Here is a 16,540-nt window from a genome sequence, read left to right on the forward strand (position 1 = left end):
TGCCTGACCAATTGAAGTATGAACTTATAATGCTTATAGGAAATAACAGAAAAGATTGTGAAACTGAAAAGTGGAAATATCATCATTGTTTTGTATATGGCAGCATTGCTAGTCATATCAGGATGTTCTACGAGCAAGAACACATCACAAAGCAGATGGTGGCATTCTTTTAACGCCAGATATAATACATATTACAACGGTAGTATGGCATATATTGAAGGTTACATTGAGAAAGAACAATCTAACAAAGATAATTTCACAGAACTATTACCTCTATTCGCAGTTGCCAACAAGAACAGCAGGGAAATAGGCAAAAGCAATTTTGAACGCACTATAGAAAAATGTGAGAAAGCAATCAAGATACATAGCATAAAACGCAGACCTGTATGGGATAAAAAACGGAAAAAGACCGAAAGAGACATCTCTTGGTTGAACAGGCATGAATACAATCCTTTCTTATGGAAAGCATGGTTGCTTATGGGCAAAGCACAATTTCAGGAGGGAAAGTTTGAAGAAGCATCTTCTACATTCTCTTATATGAGTAAATTATATGCAGAACAACCACCAATTTATGGAAAAGCCCGTGCATGGTTAGCAAGATGTTATACAGAACTGGGATGGATTTATGATGCTGAAGATGTAATAACCAAGATGAGGCGAGACTCTATGGACTGGAGAGCTGTTGGCGAATGGAATTGTACTTATGCTGACTATTATTTGAAACAAGGCAGATTTGAAGAAGCCATACCATATCTACGCAATGTGATTAAGCGCGAAACACGAAAGATACAGAAAGCTCGTGAATGGTTTATTATGGGCCAGATTTGCAACTCTTGCAACAAAAAAAAAGATGCTTACAAAGCTTATCGTAAAGTTATAAGTCTGAACCCTCCATACGAATTGGAATTTAATGCGCGCATTGCTCAGACCGAAGCAATGACCGTCTGCAGTACCAAGCAGATGGTTAACAAACTGAAGCACATGGCCTTTTCTGATAAGAACAGAGAATATCTTGATCAGATATATTACGCCATTGGCAATATATACATATCACAGAAGGATACTATAAATGCCACAATAGCTTATGAGAAAGGCGCCAAGATGTCAATGCGAAATGGGATAGAAAAGGGTGTATTGCTATTACATCTTGGCAATATATATTGGGAGAAGGAGAAGTTTAGCGATGCACGCCGCTGCTACAGTGAAGCAATCGGACTTTTAGACAAAGAACGCAATGATTACGAACAATTGTCTGAGCGTTCTAAAATTCTTGACGAGCTTGTACCATATACCGATGCTGTTGATTTGCAAGATTCACTTCAATCTCTCGCTAAAATGTCTGAGTCGGAGAGAAATAATATTATAGACAAGAAGATATACATTCTTAAAAAGAAGCAAAAAGAGGCAAGAATTGATAGCCTCACTGAAGCAACCGAGAGGATGACGCAAGGAAGAGGTAATGTAGACAACAATTATTCGCAGATGGCAGATGTCAATCAGCCTGGCTCTACAAACATTGCTAATGACACTTGGTATTTTTATAATCCATTGGCCATCAGTAATGGTAAGGAAACTTTTCAGAAGCAATGGGGCAAGCGTGAAAATGTCGACGACTGGCAACGTATCAATAAGACAATTGTTAAGGCAGACTACACAGATAATGATAATAAGAAGGATAATGATTCTATTATTATAGACAATAAGAAACCCGACAGTAAAGAAAAAATTGTCAACGATCCATACAAGCGTGAATACTATCTAGGTAGTATACCAATGACAGATGAGCAACTCAATGCCAGCAATATGACAATAGAGGATGGTCTATTCAATTCGGGGGTTATCTTTAAGGACAAACTTGGTAATATGAAGCTCAGCGAGAAGTATCTAACAAGACTTGCAAATAACTACAAGGACTTTAAGAAAATGCCTGATGTGTATTATCATCTTTTCTTGTTATATTCAGGTATCGGCAACAAGACTATGGCTAACAAGTACTTGTCAATGCTACAGAGGGATTTCCCCAAAAACGAATGGACAGAGCTACTATCAGATCCATATTACGCAGAGAATGCAAAGTATGGTGTTCATATAGAAGACTCTTTGTATGCAGCTACGTATGATGCTTTCAAAATCAACGACCTTGAAGTTGTAAAGAAAAACAGCGAACTGTCTAAATCACGTTTTCCTATGGGATATAACAGAGATAAGTTCCTGTTTATAGACGGATTACGACAACTGAACGAGGGAGATGTCATAGGATGCATAAAAAACATGAAAGACATTTTGGAAAAATACCCAAAAAGTGGCATCAGTGAAATGGCCGGCATGATTGTTAAGGGTGTAAATAACGGAAGAAAACTACATGGCGGTAAATTAGATATTGGAGATATATGGAACAGGCGCAATTTAGTACTTGAAAAGGATAGCGACAGTAATATCGTCAAGACATTTACTAATGAAAGAGATGTCAACTTCATGTTCATGCTAGTATATAAATCAGATACGCTGAACGAGAACCAGTTGCTGTACGACATAGCAAAATATAATTTTTCTAACTATCTGGTAAGAAACTTCGATATTAATATTATTGAAGACAGTGGACTGAGAAGAATGGAAATCGGAGGATTCAGAAATTATGATGAAGCTTTACAATATGCCCGCAAATTATACAGTGACAAACCTGTATCTAAAGAACTAAATAAATGCAGAAATATAATAATAAGTGAGAACAATATACAACTTCTAGGTAAGAAATTCAGTTATAATGATTATGACAATTTCTATGAAAAGTATTTTGCGCCACTAAAGATAACAGCACAGCCTCTACTGATAGATCCTGAACCAATAGATCCTGACAAGCAAATGCAAGAGCAAGAAATAATGAAGGAAAAAGATCAGAAAGAGAAAAAGCCACAAAAAAATGAAGACAACTTTTATGACGACTTAGAAAAAATTCTCAATGAATAACGGACTATTATTATGGGTTGATGACGAGATAGATTTGCTAAAATCACATATCTTGTTTCTTGAAAGGAAAGGTTATGAAATCATAACTGCAAACAACGGTACTGACGCAATAGAAAAATGCGGACAGCAGACGTTCGATCTCATAATGCTAGATGAAATGATGCCCGGAATAAGTGGTTTGGAGACTCTTCAAAAAATCAAGGATATATCACCGGCTACACCTGTAGTAATGGTGACGAAAAGTGAAGAGGAAAATATAATGGAGCAGGCTATTGGACAAAAGATAGCTGATTATCTTATCAAGCCGGTCAATCCTAATCAGATATTACTCACACTGAAAAAGAATATTCATCGTAAAGAAATAGTCACCGAGGTTACTCAGAGTTCTTATCAAAGGAATTTCCAGGATATCACTATGAAGATTTCTAACTGCAAGACATATAAAGACTGGATCGAAGTATATAAATGTTTGGTGCAATGGGAAATAAAGCTTTGCAATACTGACAGTAATATGACGGATATGCTTAAAGCGCAAAAGGAAGAAGCAAATATAGGCTTTTCGAAATATATAAAGAACAATTATTTGAAATGGGTCTCTCCAAGAAAGGATTTATCATCAAGAGATAATATACATAAGTTAAGGACTAACTTAAGTATACAGACCACCAATGATAATAACGAAGACATTCCTATGTTAAGTCCGAATGTGTTCAGAAATAATATTTTGCCTCTACTTAATAATGGTGAAAAGGTCTTTCTGATTGTACTTGACAACTTCAGGTATGACCAGTGGAGAGTTCTATCACAAGAGATAGGTGATCTATTTGATATAGACGAAGAATTATATTTCAGCATATTGCCAACAGCAACGCAGTATTCACGTAATGCGATATTCAGCGGTTTGATGCCAAACAAAATAGCAGAAATGTTTCCTGACCTCTGGGTTAGTGAAGAAGAGAATGATGGCAAAAATCTAAATGAGAGTTCTCTGATACAAACCCAATTAGACAGATATAGGAGACATAACACATTTTCATATCATAAAATAAATGACTCGAACGATGCTGAAAAATTTCTGCATCAAATCTATTGTTTGGAAAAAAACGATCTCAATGTAGTTGTATTCAATTTTATCGATATGCTTAGTCATGCCAGAACAGAATCAAAAATGATGCGCGAATTGGCTAATACAGAATCGGCATATCGTAGTATTACATTGAGTTGGTTTAAGCATTCTGCAATGAACGAATTATTTAAAGTTCTGGCAAAGAGCAACTATAAGATAGTTGTAACAACCGATCATGGTAGCATTTTAGTAAATAAACCGATAAAGATAATCGGCGAGAAGGACACTAATAAAAATTTAAGATATAAGTTGGGCAAAAACCTAAGTTACGACTCAAAAGAAGTATTTACAATTCACGATCCACGTAATGCCCAACTACCTGCTCCAAATCTTAGTACATCATATGTATTTGGATTAGGCGACACTTTCTTTGCATATCCTAATAACTACAACTACTATGTTTCATACTATAAAGACACTTTTCAGCATGGAGGCATATCCATGGAAGAAATGATAATACCAATAATAACCCTTACGAAAAGGAAAAGAAAATAACTATATATATGATTATGGAAATAAAGATAGACAATCTGGAAAACATCCATCTGGCAGCTAAAGAATTTGTTGCTAACATGGGTACTAGTAAAGTCTTCGCTTTCTACGGAAAGATGGGGGCTGGAAAGACAACCTTTATAAAGGCTGTATGCGAATACCTTGGAGTAGAAGATGTAATAACTTCACCAACATTCGCAATTGTAAACGAGTACCGCGCGAATAACGGTGAACCAATTTATCACTTCGACTTTTACAGAATAAAGAAACTGGAAGAAGTGTATGATATGGGATACGAGGATTACTTCTATAGTGGAGCTCCTTGCTTTATTGAATGGCCGGAACTAATAGAAGAACTCTTGCCCGAAGATGCCGTTAAGGTGACTATCGCCGAGCAAGAGGATGGAAGCAGAAGCGTATCATTCTGATATACTCTGCTCTTCAAAATCCATATCTGCCTGAACTACGAAGAAGACATCCTGCGGATCAAATTCGCCGTGGTTGTCTTCTTTTGCTTTTTGACATACGTACTCAGCAACTTTGTCCAAGTCGATGTCAACAAAGCCTTCTTTGTCAGGCTCTTGATCTAAGACACCACTATTATAGTAATAGTCTAATATCTTATCAAGCATGTAGTAATAATCTTCATCACTAAATTTTTCTTTTAGTTCAAAAGATAATTGGTTTTTAATAAACTCTACCTCACGCGCATTTTCCTCTGCATCAGCGAGCAGTTCATCATCAATATTTGCCATAATTAAAGAAGAGCTTTAAATTTGTCATCCAACTTCGCTTTTGTTGAAGCTCCAACAAATTTGTCAACGATCTCGCCGCCTTTGAAAAACAGGATTGTAGGAATTGTACGTATTCCAAACTGAGCTGCCAATTCATCACTTTCTTCTACGTCACATTTTCCGACTACGATTTTTCCGTCATACTCTTCTGCCAATTCTGAAATTATTGGGGCAATCATACGACATGGGCCACACCATGTAGCCCAGAAATCAATGACTAAAGGTTTGTCACCGTTTTTAAAACTCTCAAAGTTTTCATTTGTAATCTGTACTTCCATTTTTTCTCTTTTATTGTTAATACTATTATTAATATATATATTCTTTGCAAATGTTATGCCAATTTAATTGATAGAATAATCTAGCGCCGGGTTTTCCTTTATATAAGATAGTAAATCACGTACTACATCCACTTTGTTTTTGTTACTCTTCAATTTTACATTGCTGTTGCTTTCAACATCTTTAATCTGAAAATAAATTTGGGTATTACCGGGATGGTCATTGATGAGTGTATATAAATCATGAACCATAGTCTCATCTATCTTTGTAACATCCATCGTGATTGTTATAGTCTCTACCCTTTTTTCCTTTACATCTTGTAATAATTCTATATTTTCTATCTTAAGTTCATAAGAATTACTATCGCGGAAACGTTGCTGACATTTTGCAGTTATATATACACGATACTCATTTTGAAGAGAGCCCTGCCACTTCAACCAATCGTCTCCGAATAGAGCAAGTTCTCCAGACCCTTCAAAATCTTCTAATGTAACAAATCCACATGGTTTGCCACTTACCTTTGTAAACATGGATCTAACCTTAGTAACAATACCTCCTATCGTAAGTTGCTCGCGTTTGGCTAGTTCTACTTTATCATCTGCTAACTCTGAGCAATGAGTATTGCAAAGATTAGTCAGTATAAAACCATATTCATCAAGAGGATGTGCAGACAGATAAATACCGACGAGTTCACGTTCCTTATTTAGTTTTTCAATATCACTCCATGATTCAGCTTCAGGAACTTGAGGTGTAGCTATTTCAACAGAATTTGTTTCACCAAACAATGAATTTTGAGCCTGTGACTGCTCTGACTGATACAACTGTCCATAACGAATTAATGTATCAAGGAATGTATCTCCTTTTGCATTTTGCCCGAAATATTGTTCACGTTTTATGCCAAAACTATCAAAACCTCCGCTTAATGCCATACTCTCAAAACACTTTCTATTACATGAAGAAAGACTTATACGTTGTACCACATCAAATATACTAGTATAAGGACCATTTTTCTCACGTTCTTCTATAATTGAAGTAGCTGCAGATCCGCCAATTCCTTTAACAGCTGCTAAACCAAAGCGAATAGCACCATGGATATTAACACTAAACTTTTGTCGACTCTCATTTACATCAGGTCCCAATGTCTCTATTCCCATAGCCTTACACTCGTCCATCAGTTTTGTTATTTCAGTAATATTGTCAAGATTTCGACTCATTACTGCGGCCATATATTCAGCAGGATAATGTGCTTTAAGATATGCAGTCTGGTATGCTACCCAAGAATAACAGGTGGCATGACTCTTATTGAATGCATAAGATGCAAATTTTTCCCAGTCTGACCATATTTTTTCAAGTGTCTCTTTTTTATATCCATTTTTTTGTCCACCTTCAATAAATTTAGGATGCAAGTGGTCCAACTTCTCTTTCAGCTTTTTACCCATTGCCTTACGAAGTGTATCACTCTCACCACGAGTGAATCCTGCTAACTGGCGACTAAGAAGCATGACTTGCTCCTGATAGACCGTTATACCATAAGTATCTTTTAGATATTTCTCCATACAGGGAATATCGTATATTACAGGCTTACGACCGAGTTTACGGTCAATAAAGTCTGGTATATAATCCATTGGTCCCGGACGATACAGGGCGTTCATCGCTATAAGGTCTTCGAAAGTAGAAGGGTGAAGTTCACGCAGGTACTTCTGCATACCGGCAGACTCAAATTGGAATGTACCTATCGTACGACCCTCGCAATAAAGTTGGTATGTCTCTTCATCGTCAATCGGTATTGTATCCAAATCGATTTCAATGCCCTTACTTATTCTTATATTTTCTACGGCTTCTTTCAAGATAGACAAAGTCTTAAGTCCCAAAAAGTCCATCTTTATAAGTCCTGTTTCTTCAATTACGCTACCTTCATATTGTGTACAAAGCAATTTACGTCCAGGGTCAGCTTTATCTTCAGCTGTAGATACAGGAACCCAATCGCTTATAGGATCTCTACATATAATGGTACCACAAGCATGTATACCTGTATTTCGTACATTGCCCTCAAGCATTTTTGCATATCTGATAGTCTCACGTAACTTTAAATCAGAAGAAGCCTCAGCCTGCCTAAGTTCAGGAACACACTTAATCGCATTAGTAAGGTTCATTTTCAGACCATCAGGTAACTTATCTGGAATCTGCTTGCAAAGGTGGTTTGATATGTCCAACGGTAATTTCTCAACACGAGCAACATCCTTTATGGCTAGTTTTGTAGCCATTGTACCATATGTAATAATATGCGCCACTTTGTCAGCACCATATTTATCAGTCACCCAATCAAGAACTTTTCCACGACCATCATCATCGAAGTCTGTATCAATATCAGGTAAGGATATACGATCCGGGTTTAAGAAACGCTCAAAAAGCAAATCATACTTTATCGGGTCTATCTTAGTTATTCCAAGACAATAAGCCACGACAGATCCTGCCGCACTACCACGACCAGGTCCAACCATCACACCAAGTTCATCACGGGCTGAGTTTATAAAATCCTCCACAATAAGGAAATATCCGGGGAAACCCATAGTTTTCATGACATGCAATTCAAAGTTTACACGCTCAGAAACTTCACTCGGAATAGGATCTCCATAACGTCTTTTTGCACCATCATAAGCAAGTTTTGAAAGATAGTCAGCTTCGAACTTAATACGATATATTTTATCATATCCTCCAAGCTTTTTTATTTTCTTTTCACCTTCCTCATGCGACATTATAACATTACCATTCTCATCCCTTGTAAATTCTTCGAAAAGCTGTTCCTTAGAAAACTTTTTTCTAACATCCTCTTCCGTTCCAAACTCTTTAGGAATGGGGAAGAATGGCATAATAGGTGCATGATCTATTGAATATTGTTCTACTTTGTCTAGTATTTCACAAGTATTTGCCAATGCTTCAGGTACATCGGCAAATACTTCATTCATTTCTTCTTTTGTTTTAAACCACTCTTGCTTAGAATATAGCATTCGTTTTTCATCATTGAGATCTTTTCCTGTAGCAAGACACAATAGACGGTCATGAGCCTCGGCATTCTCTTCATCAACGAAGTGACTATCATTAGTACAAACCAATTTAATGCCGTATTCTTTAGCAAATTCGATGAGTATTCTATTCGCTTTTTGCTGCAAAGGAAATGCTTCACGATTAGCCCTTATATTAGGATCTTTAACTTCATGGCGTTGCAATTCAAGATAGTAGTCATCGCCAAACAAGTTGTGATACCATTCCACTGCCTCACGAGCTTCATCTAGTCTACCCTTCAATATTTTTGAAGGCACTTCGCCTGCTATACATGCTGTACAAATAATTAGACCTTCATGATAAGTTTCCAAATCTTTACGGTCAGTACGCGGACGCATATAAAAGCCATCCACCCATGCTCTTGATACCAATTTAATAAGATTGTGATATCCTATAGAGTTTTTTGCCAAAACTATGAGGTGATAACCACTCTGGTCACCTTTATCTTTAACTCTATCCTCCTTATTGCGACGTGCCACATACATTTCGCACCCCAAAATAGGTACAAATTCAGGCTTACCTTCTTCTCTAAGTTTCGAATTCTTTTTCTTACAATAATTATAAAATTCTTTTATACCCATCATGTTTCCATGGTCGGTAACAGCCATACCTCTCATACCATTTGCTATAGCCTTATCAACCAATTTAGGTATACTGGCCTGACCATCAAGAATCGAGTAATAAGTATGTACATGTAAATGAACAAAATCTTGCATAATCTATATAAAGGGTGTTATTTTCAAGCTGTAAAGATAATCTTATTAGTCGAGATAACAAAAGAAAAAGTCGAAAAATTTGTATTATAACCAAAAAAGGATTACCTTTGCAAAATTGAATGAAGCTTCGAAAAATACAATGGGAGAACGAATAAAAAAACTTAAGAAAATACGCTTGCACCGCGAAGGAACTGATACTCTAATCTACGGATTATTTTCCATAGTTGCCATCGCAGTGATTCTATGGCGTTCTTTCGAATCAACAATACCTTTTTGGTGTTTTTTAGTGATATGTGGAGTAGTTTACGGCATCGTTGTAAACTTCTACAGATGTCCAATACGCTATTTTAATGGTGAGACTGACAATATTGTCGTTGCGCCTGCTGATGGTAAAGTCGTAGTTATCGAGGAAGTCGAAGAAAATGAATATTTTCATGACAAGCGATTGATGATTTCTATCTTCATGAGTTTATTTAATGTACATGCCAATTGGTTTCCAGTTGATGGTAAGGTAAAGTTTGTCCATCATCAAGACGGTAACTATCATAAAGCGTGGTTACCAAAAGCAAGTGAAGAAAACGAACGAGCTGACACAATGATAGAGACGGCAGATGGAACAGAAGTTTTATGCCGCCAGATAGCAGGAGCCATGGCACGCCGTATAGTAACATATGCTAAGGAAGGTGAAGAATGCTATATAGATGAGCATTTAGGATTTATAAAGTTAGGATCTCGCGTTGACGTATTCTTGCCTATTGGCACAGAAGTATGTGTAAAGATGGGACAATGTACTACTGGAGACCTAACTGTTTTAGCAAAATTAAAATAAAATGGCTAATCGCATTACTAAAATAATACCGAACACTCTTACCTGCTGCAATTTAGTTTCAGGATGTATTGCTACAACATTTGCACTTGCTGGAGCATCAGAAAAAGCATTCCTTTTTATTGTGATCGGTGCTATTTTTGATTTCTTTGATGGAATGAGTGCCCGACTGCTAGGTGTTTCTTCACCAATTGGAAAAGAGCTCGACTCATTAGCTGATGATGTAACCTTCGGGGTTGCCCCCGCATCTATGGTATTTGCACTTCTATATACAATAGAATATCCATCAGCATTAGAATTTGCACGTCCAATAATGCCATACTTTGCATATATAATAGCAGCATTCTCTGCTCTAAGGCTCGCAAAGTTTAACTTGGATGAAAGACAAGCCACATCATTTATAGGGCTGCCAACACCAGCAAATGCTTTATTCTGGGCATCACTGATAACAGGAACAAGTCTTGCAGAGGTTGGCTCATCAGCACTAATTATAGTTTTGGCGCTGATCGTATTATGCAGTTATACTCTAATTGCAGAGATTCCAATGTTTGCGTTAAAATTCAAACAATGGAAATGGAAAGGTAATGAAATAAAGTATATTTTCCTTATAACTTGCATACCATTGCTTCTAATATTTCGGCTTGGTGGATTTGCCATCATCATAGCTTGGTATGTCGTATTATCTATTATAACAAATAGTAAAAAGAAATAAATAGGTTTCATTATGCATGGACTGCTTATTATTTTCATTTTAATAATCGCATTTTTCGCTATTATTGCATTGCTTATAGGTAAATTCGTTTACCGTGTATATAAGATTCTAAAACAAGCAAAAAATGCCAGTTATGATTTTAATAGCATGAACGGTGGACAAAACTACGAGTTTAATGATGATGATGAAAAGGGATCTAGTAGCAGTAATGGGAATAATAGCAAAAGTAAAGATGATACTATAATAGACACAAGAGACCCTTCTATATCTAAAAGAAAAATATTCTCCCAAAAAGAGGGAGAATATGTAAAATATGAAGAAGACTCTTAGTTATGAACTAGTGTCCCGATTTCTTCACCTTCAATAACTTTTTTCAGATTACCGAATATATCCATATTAAAAACATATATCGGCAAGTCATTTTCTTTGCACATTGTTGTTGCTGTAAGATCCATAACTTTTAAGCCACGCGTATAAATATCATCATAAGTTATATCTTTAAACTTCTTTGCAAATGGGTCTTTTTCAGGATCTGCGGTATAGATTCCATCTACACGCGTACCCTTTAACATCACGTCAGCTTCTATTTCTATTCCACGAAGAGAAGAACCCGTATCAGTTGTGAAATATGGATTTCCTGTTCCTGCACTAAATATACAAACATAGTCTTGTTCCATATATTCGATAGCATTCCATTTGTTATAGAACTCACCTATAGGCTCCATACGTATTGCTGTCATCACCTTCGTTTTAATTCCCAAAGTACCTATTGCACTACTTAACGCCAACGAATTAATAACAGTAGCACACATACCCATCTGATCTCCTTTTACACGATCAAATCCTTTACCGGTACCACTCAATCCTCTGAATATATTACCACCACCTATAACTATACCAATCTGCACGCCCATATCGTGCACTTCTTTTATTTGTCGCGCATAATCTGCCAGACGGTCCGGATCTATTCCGAAGCTCTGTTTACCCATCAGACTCTCTCCACTGAGTTTCAAAAGGATTCTTTTATACTTTGCCATTTTATTTATATTATTTGTTTATTAAATATTCAACTTCTTTAAATGCATATTTTTTGGCGATGCCCTCTGTATTCTGAAGCACTAAATATCCATTATCAGTAACATCTTTTATATAAGCTCTGAACTCTCCATCCATATCTCTATAAGAATATAAGCCATCTCTACGGTACAGAGACGCTAAATACTCTTCTCTTACATTCATATATTCACCACTGTATATAGATTCCAAATATATAGTTAGATTCTCAATAACCGAATCAAGTAGTTGTCTTATGTCTGTTTCCTTATTCAAAATCTGATAGAGAGATACCGGATTGGGAGCATCACTATAAAAAAATTTCTGGTTAACATCAATGCCAGGTCCCAAAATGCAGTCTTTGAAACCTGCTGAAGAAATACTATTCTCAATAAGGATGCCACATATCTTTTTATTTTGCCAATATATATCATTTGGCCACTTTACACTTAAATCAGAAGTATATTTTGTCAAAGCATTCTTTATAGATAATGCTATGGCCATTGAAAGAATAAACTGTTTTCTTACAGGCACGTTAACAGGATGTAGCAAAACACTAAATAACAGATTTTTACCTCTCTCAGACTCCCATTTATGACCCCCTTGGCCTTTTCCAGCAGTTTGATAAGTAGTCCATACCACTGTTATATCATCACTTGCGTCCAAACTTATATCCTTAAGATATCTGTTTGTAGAGTCCGTCTCTTCCAGATAAATTATGTTAGTCTTCATTTAATTCTAATAAGGTATCGGCAAGAAAGCATCTTCTATATGATTAATTTCCATATTATCATCGTTATCACCTAAGATAGCAATGATGTCAAATCTGACTTCCTTATCTATTTTAAATAACTTAATATAAGCATTGGCTGCAATCATAAGACTGCGCACTTTTCTACGGTCAACAGCCATCTCAGGGGCAAGTACAGTATCTTTCTTACGTGTTTTAACCTCAACAATAACCAATTGATTGTCTATACTTGCTACAATATCCAAATCACGATGCTGATATTTCCAGTCTCGATGTAATATTTGAAATCCTTTTCTTTTAAGGTATTCGACAGCTTTTTCTTCGCCCCAAGACCCTAAATTATTATGTGCGGCCATTTATATTCTCTATTATATTGCAAAAATACTACAATTATCCAATCCTACAAAACCATATCAGGAATTTTTATTAAATTTGCAGGAAATAAAATTGCTATAGTCAGCCACAAAAAACAAGTATCATGATGAATAATAAAGAAGAACCAATAAATAAAGATGAACATTATATGCAGATGGCACTTTTAGAAGCTCATAAGGCACTCGATGCAGGAGAGATACCAATAGGAGCTGTAATTGTATGCAATGATGTTATCGTATCAAGAGCTCATAATCTTACAGAAACCCTTTGCGATGTCACTGCTCATGCAGAAATGCAAGCTATAACATCTGCCGCCAATTCTCTTGGTGGTAAATATCTAAGTGATTGTACTCTATATGTAACTATAGAGCCTTGCACGATGTGTGCGGGTGCTATCGGATGGGCACAGATTACACGTATTGTATATGGCGCTGCAGATGATAAGCGAGGTTATCATAAATATGCACCTAATGCATTGCATCCAAAAGCATCTGTAACAGAAGGCATATTAGCTGACAAATGCAAACAGCTGATAATAGATTTTTTTAAAGACAAAAGATAAAAAAGGGCGGCTCTTATGAACCGCTCTTTTTGTTATTTGACTAATATCACAAGATACTTACTTGTTCCCCAAAATGATTGAGGGTTTGTTATATGCAATACGTATTGATTGTTTGCATCTCTCTGAAGGCTATAAGAACCTGCTGGGTGAGTTGTAAGAAGTTTTGCCGATTTAGAATATAATTTTATATCCTTATCTACTCGTATATCTATCTTTGTAAAGTAATTCTTGTTAAAGTTAGACTGCAAAACTCGACCTTCTTCTATAATATGCTGTTCTTTAAGTTCACTTTTAGTGCCAAACACAAACCAAGCAGAGTTCAACTGTCTGTCTTGAAGGCTTATCATTTGTGATTTCTGACTACTCTCATCTGTCAAACTAGATAAATTTGTATTAAGATTAGATATTGTTTCATCCAATTCAGAAATATGAATATCCTTAGCATCCAACTCTGCTCTAAGTTGCTGCAGTTGTTGATCTTTTGCGTCAAGTTGTTTTACTAGACCATCTATTGTACGTTTAAATTGTTCTCCTTTAAAAGAACTTTCACGCAGTTGCTCTTTCAGTTTATTTATTAGTTCACGGTTCTGCTTCATTGTAGACTGTATGAACTGTATATTTTCACGTACACGCTGAGTGGCATCAGCTCCTTCCCCCTGTTTAGCCAAAGCGACTCTATTTTCAGCCTCACCAATTTCACGGAAACCTTCATTTATATCATTCATAGTTCCCATCATATCATTGAGTTCATTGTCTTTCTGAGCAATAATCTTCTGAAGCGAATCAGTCTGTTGAGCTGTAACAACATTTGATTTTGGCTTCTCGTTATTACAAGCCACCAACGACAAAGCACATACAGCTAGTATTAATACTTTTTTCATCTTCATTTTTTGTTTTGTTTATATTCTTTTGTACTCACACCGGCAAGAATAATAACTATCTCGCCTCTAGGTTCTGTCTCCGAAAAATGATTTATAACATCAGATAAAGTGCCCCTTACACTTTCTTCGTAAATTTTAGATATTTCACGGCATACACTTACTTGTCTATCTTCACCGAAAGCCTCTGCAAAATGCTGCAATGTTTTTAGTAACCTGTATGGTGATTCATAAAAAATCATTGTACGCGTTTCGCTTTTAAGGTTTTCCAGTCTTGTGGCCCTACCCTTTTTTGGGGGAAGAAAGCCTTCAAAACAAAACCTATCATCAGGCAAGCCAGAAGACACTAATGCAGGAACAAATGCAGTTGCTCCTGGTAGGCACTGCACTGTGATGCCCTCCTTTACAGCCTCACGAACCAAGAAGAAGCCAGGGTCACTTATTCCAGGTGTACCTGCATCGCTAATAAGAGCTATTGTCATACCTGCTTTTAGTTTTTCCACTATATTAGCAGATGTTCCATGCTCATTAAACTTATGATGCGACATCAAATTATTCTTGATATCGAAATGTTTCAACAGAATACCAGATGTTCTTGTATCTTCTGCCAAGACTAGATCAGCCTCTTTCAGGATGCGAATAGCACGGAAAGTAATATCTTCCATGTTCCCTACCGGAGTAGGCACTACGTATAATATACCCATATTGAATACAAATATATATAATTATTTGATTTATTCAAAAAAAGCAGCCAATTCTTTGCAATTTTTAAAACGTATTTGTATTTTTGCACTTAATTATAATAATGTATGACCTTATTCAATTATAACTAAAAATATGTTAGAAAATAAAATAACATTCGATAAATTCATAAGATGGGCTTTGACTGCTTTGCTTATTATCGCTATATTATATGTGACAAATTATCTAAGTAGCGTACTATTACCTTTTTTTATTGCATGGCTATTTGCCTATCTTCTTTATCCTATTGTATGTTTTGTACAACACAAACTACATGTTCCAGGACGCGTATTGTCTATTATCGTCACACTAATATTCGTAATATCTGTAATAGGAGGTTTAGTTTATCTTATTATTCCACCTCTGATAGAACAATTTGAGAAATTGGGCGATCTAGCTACACGCTATTTGAATCAAACTACCCACATAAAGAACTATCCTACTACAATTCAAGAATGGCTAATGGCAAATGACAAAAATATAGAGAAGTTCTTTAAGAACAAAGAAGTTATTGAAGCTATAAAAAATGCCATGCCTGGAGTTTTTTCTGTTTTAGGTCAGACCGCTAACATAATAATAAGTATAATAGCATCTTTCATCACAATATTATATATGTTCTTCATACTTATGGATTACGAGGTACTTTCTTCCAAATGGATTAAGGTATTTCCTAAAAAGAACCGTCCTTTTTGGAAAGAACTGATGACTGATGTAGAACACGAATTAAACAGTTATATGCGTGGTCAGGCAGTTGTAGCCTTATGTGTTGGAGTCTTATTCTGTATTGGTTTCACCATAATAGGTTTCCCAATGGCTATAGGATTGGGAATACTTATAGGATTGATGGATTTGATTCCTTATCTACATACATTAGCTATTATACCAACTATTTTTCTGTCATTGCTTAAAGCAGCTGACACTGGACAGAATTTCTGGATAATACTACTATCTGCAGTTGCCGTCTTTATAGTAGTTCAACTTATTGCAGATATGATACTGACGCCAAAAATAATGGGTAAAGCTATGGGGTTAAACCCTGCGATATTATTACTTTCGTTATCCGTATGGGGCACTTTGTTAGGTTTCATCGGGCTAATAATTGCCCTGCCGCTGACCACTTTGATAATTGCATATTACCAAAAATATGTCACAAAAGAGCAGGGAAATGAAGATTTTCCCGAAAAAGTTATTGAATAATTTGGTTGTTA

The 16,540-nt window shown here is 36.1% G+C and carries 16 protein-coding genes; 8 read left to right on the plus strand and 8 right to left on the minus strand.

Annotated elements, in window-relative coordinates; genetic code table 11:
• Positions 1–96 precede the first annotated feature (96 nt).
• The 3 genes from porW to tsaE are packed head-to-tail and all read left to right on the plus strand — an operon-like array spanning position 97 to position 5,013.
• Positions 97–2,967 (plus strand): type IX secretion system periplasmic lipoprotein PorW/SprE, encoded by a 2,871-nt coding sequence (porW, locus tag XYLOR_RS08465; protein WP_051508951.1) that lies wholly within the window; start codon positions 97–99, stop codon positions 2,965–2,967.
• Positions 2,960–4,588: a T9SS response regulator signal transducer PorX gene (gene porX, locus XYLOR_RS08470; RefSeq protein WP_036878429.1), complete on the plus strand. Its 1,629-nt coding sequence runs from the start codon at positions 2,960–2,962 to the stop codon at positions 4,586–4,588. The genes porW and porX overlap by 8 nt, the downstream gene beginning before the upstream one ends.
• Before the next feature lie 14 nt (positions 4,589–4,602).
• Entirely contained in the window at positions 4,603–5,013 is a 411-nt protein-coding gene (gene tsaE / locus XYLOR_RS08475) for a tRNA (adenosine(37)-N6)-threonylcarbamoyltransferase complex ATPase subunit type 1 TsaE (RefSeq protein ID WP_036880955.1), read from the plus strand.
• Here the strand turns inward: tsaE and XYLOR_RS08480 are convergent.
• The 3 genes from XYLOR_RS08480 to dnaE all read right to left on the minus strand — a co-directional run bounded on the left by XYLOR_RS08480 (position 5,005) and on the right by dnaE (position 9,434).
• Positions 5,005–5,340 (minus strand): hypothetical protein, encoded by a 336-nt coding sequence (locus XYLOR_RS08480; RefSeq protein ID WP_036878431.1) that lies wholly within the window; start codon positions 5,338–5,340, stop codon positions 5,005–5,007. The genes tsaE and XYLOR_RS08480 overlap by 9 nt on opposite strands.
• Before the next feature lie 2 nt (positions 5,341–5,342).
• Positions 5,343–5,657 carry a thioredoxin gene (gene trxA, locus XYLOR_RS08485; RefSeq protein WP_036878433.1) on the minus strand — a complete coding sequence of 105 codons (315 nt, stop codon included), beginning with the start codon at positions 5,655–5,657 and terminating at the stop codon, positions 5,343–5,345.
• A 63-nt stretch (positions 5,658–5,720) separates the two neighbouring features.
• Positions 5,721–9,434 carry a DNA polymerase III subunit alpha gene (gene dnaE, locus XYLOR_RS08490; protein WP_036878435.1) on the minus strand — a complete coding sequence of 1,238 codons (3,714 nt, stop codon included), beginning with the start codon at positions 9,432–9,434 and terminating at the stop codon, positions 5,721–5,723.
• 139 nt (positions 9,435–9,573) lie between these two features.
• Here dnaE and XYLOR_RS08495 point away from each other — a divergent pair, with 139 nt between their 5' ends.
• Genes XYLOR_RS08495 through XYLOR_RS08505 form a run of 3 tightly spaced genes read left to right on the plus strand, consistent with a single transcriptional unit; the run spans position 9,574 to position 11,302 of the window.
• Positions 9,574–10,263, plus strand: a complete 690-nt coding sequence (locus tag XYLOR_RS08495) for a phosphatidylserine decarboxylase family protein (RefSeq protein ID WP_036878436.1) — start codon at positions 9,574–9,576, stop codon at positions 10,261–10,263.
• Position 10,264: 1 nt separating this feature from the next.
• A complete protein-coding gene (pssA, locus tag XYLOR_RS08500) occupies positions 10,265–10,972 on the plus strand; it encodes a CDP-diacylglycerol--serine O-phosphatidyltransferase (protein WP_245601985.1) in 708 nt (235 codons plus the stop codon).
• A gap of 12 nt (positions 10,973–10,984) precedes the next feature.
• On the plus strand, positions 10,985–11,302 hold the full coding sequence (locus XYLOR_RS08505) for a DUF4834 family protein (RefSeq protein ID WP_036878438.1): 318 nt from the start codon (positions 10,985–10,987) through the stop codon (positions 11,300–11,302).
• On the opposite strand, the gene pyrH is transcribed toward XYLOR_RS08505, so the two are convergent.
• From pyrH to XYLOR_RS08520, 3 genes are read right to left on the minus strand one after another with little or no spacing between them, the layout of a single operon-like run.
• On the minus strand, positions 11,299–12,009 hold the full coding sequence (pyrH, locus tag XYLOR_RS08510; RefSeq protein ID WP_036878440.1) for a UMP kinase: 711 nt from the start codon (positions 12,007–12,009) through the stop codon (positions 11,299–11,301). The two genes, XYLOR_RS08505 and pyrH, sit on opposite strands and share 4 nt — an antisense overlap.
• 10 nt (positions 12,010–12,019) lie before the next feature.
• Entirely contained in the window at positions 12,020–12,757 is a 738-nt protein-coding gene (locus tag XYLOR_RS08515; RefSeq protein ID WP_036878441.1) for a biotin--[acetyl-CoA-carboxylase] ligase, read from the minus strand.
• Between the two features lie 6 nt (positions 12,758–12,763).
• Positions 12,764–13,132: a YraN family protein gene (locus tag XYLOR_RS08520; RefSeq protein ID WP_036878443.1), complete on the minus strand. Its 369-nt coding sequence runs from the start codon at positions 13,130–13,132 to the stop codon at positions 12,764–12,766.
• A gap of 125 nt (positions 13,133–13,257) precedes the next feature.
• On the opposite strand from XYLOR_RS08520, the gene XYLOR_RS08525 reads away from it, so the two are divergent.
• Entirely contained in the window at positions 13,258–13,713 is a 456-nt protein-coding gene (locus XYLOR_RS08525) for a nucleoside deaminase (protein WP_036880957.1), read from the plus strand.
• A gap of 32 nt (positions 13,714–13,745) precedes the next feature.
• Here the strand turns inward: XYLOR_RS08525 and XYLOR_RS08530 are convergent, their stop codons facing one another.
• Both XYLOR_RS08530 and rsmI read right to left on the minus strand, forming a co-directional pair.
• The gene (locus XYLOR_RS08530) at positions 13,746–14,594 is read right to left on the minus strand and encodes a Cbp1 family collagen-binding glycoprotein adhesin (protein ID WP_036880959.1); all 849 of its coding nucleotides are present in this window, start codon (positions 14,592–14,594) and stop codon (positions 13,746–13,748) included.
• Between the two features lie 2 nt (positions 14,595–14,596).
• Complete coding sequence (gene rsmI / locus XYLOR_RS08535) at positions 14,597–15,295, minus strand: 16S rRNA (cytidine(1402)-2'-O)-methyltransferase (protein WP_036878445.1); 699 nt, start codon at positions 15,293–15,295, stop codon at positions 14,597–14,599.
• Between the two features lie 133 nt (positions 15,296–15,428).
• Here rsmI and XYLOR_RS08540 point away from each other — a divergent pair, with 133 nt between their 5' ends.
• Entirely contained in the window at positions 15,429–16,529 is a 1,101-nt protein-coding gene (locus XYLOR_RS08540; RefSeq protein ID WP_036878446.1) for an AI-2E family transporter, read from the plus strand.
• Positions 16,530–16,540 lie beyond the last annotated feature (11 nt).

It is taken from the genome of Xylanibacter oryzae DSM 17970, assembly GCF_000585355.1.
GTDB classification, from domain to species: domain Bacteria; phylum Bacteroidota; class Bacteroidia; order Bacteroidales; family Bacteroidaceae; genus Prevotella; species Prevotella oryzae.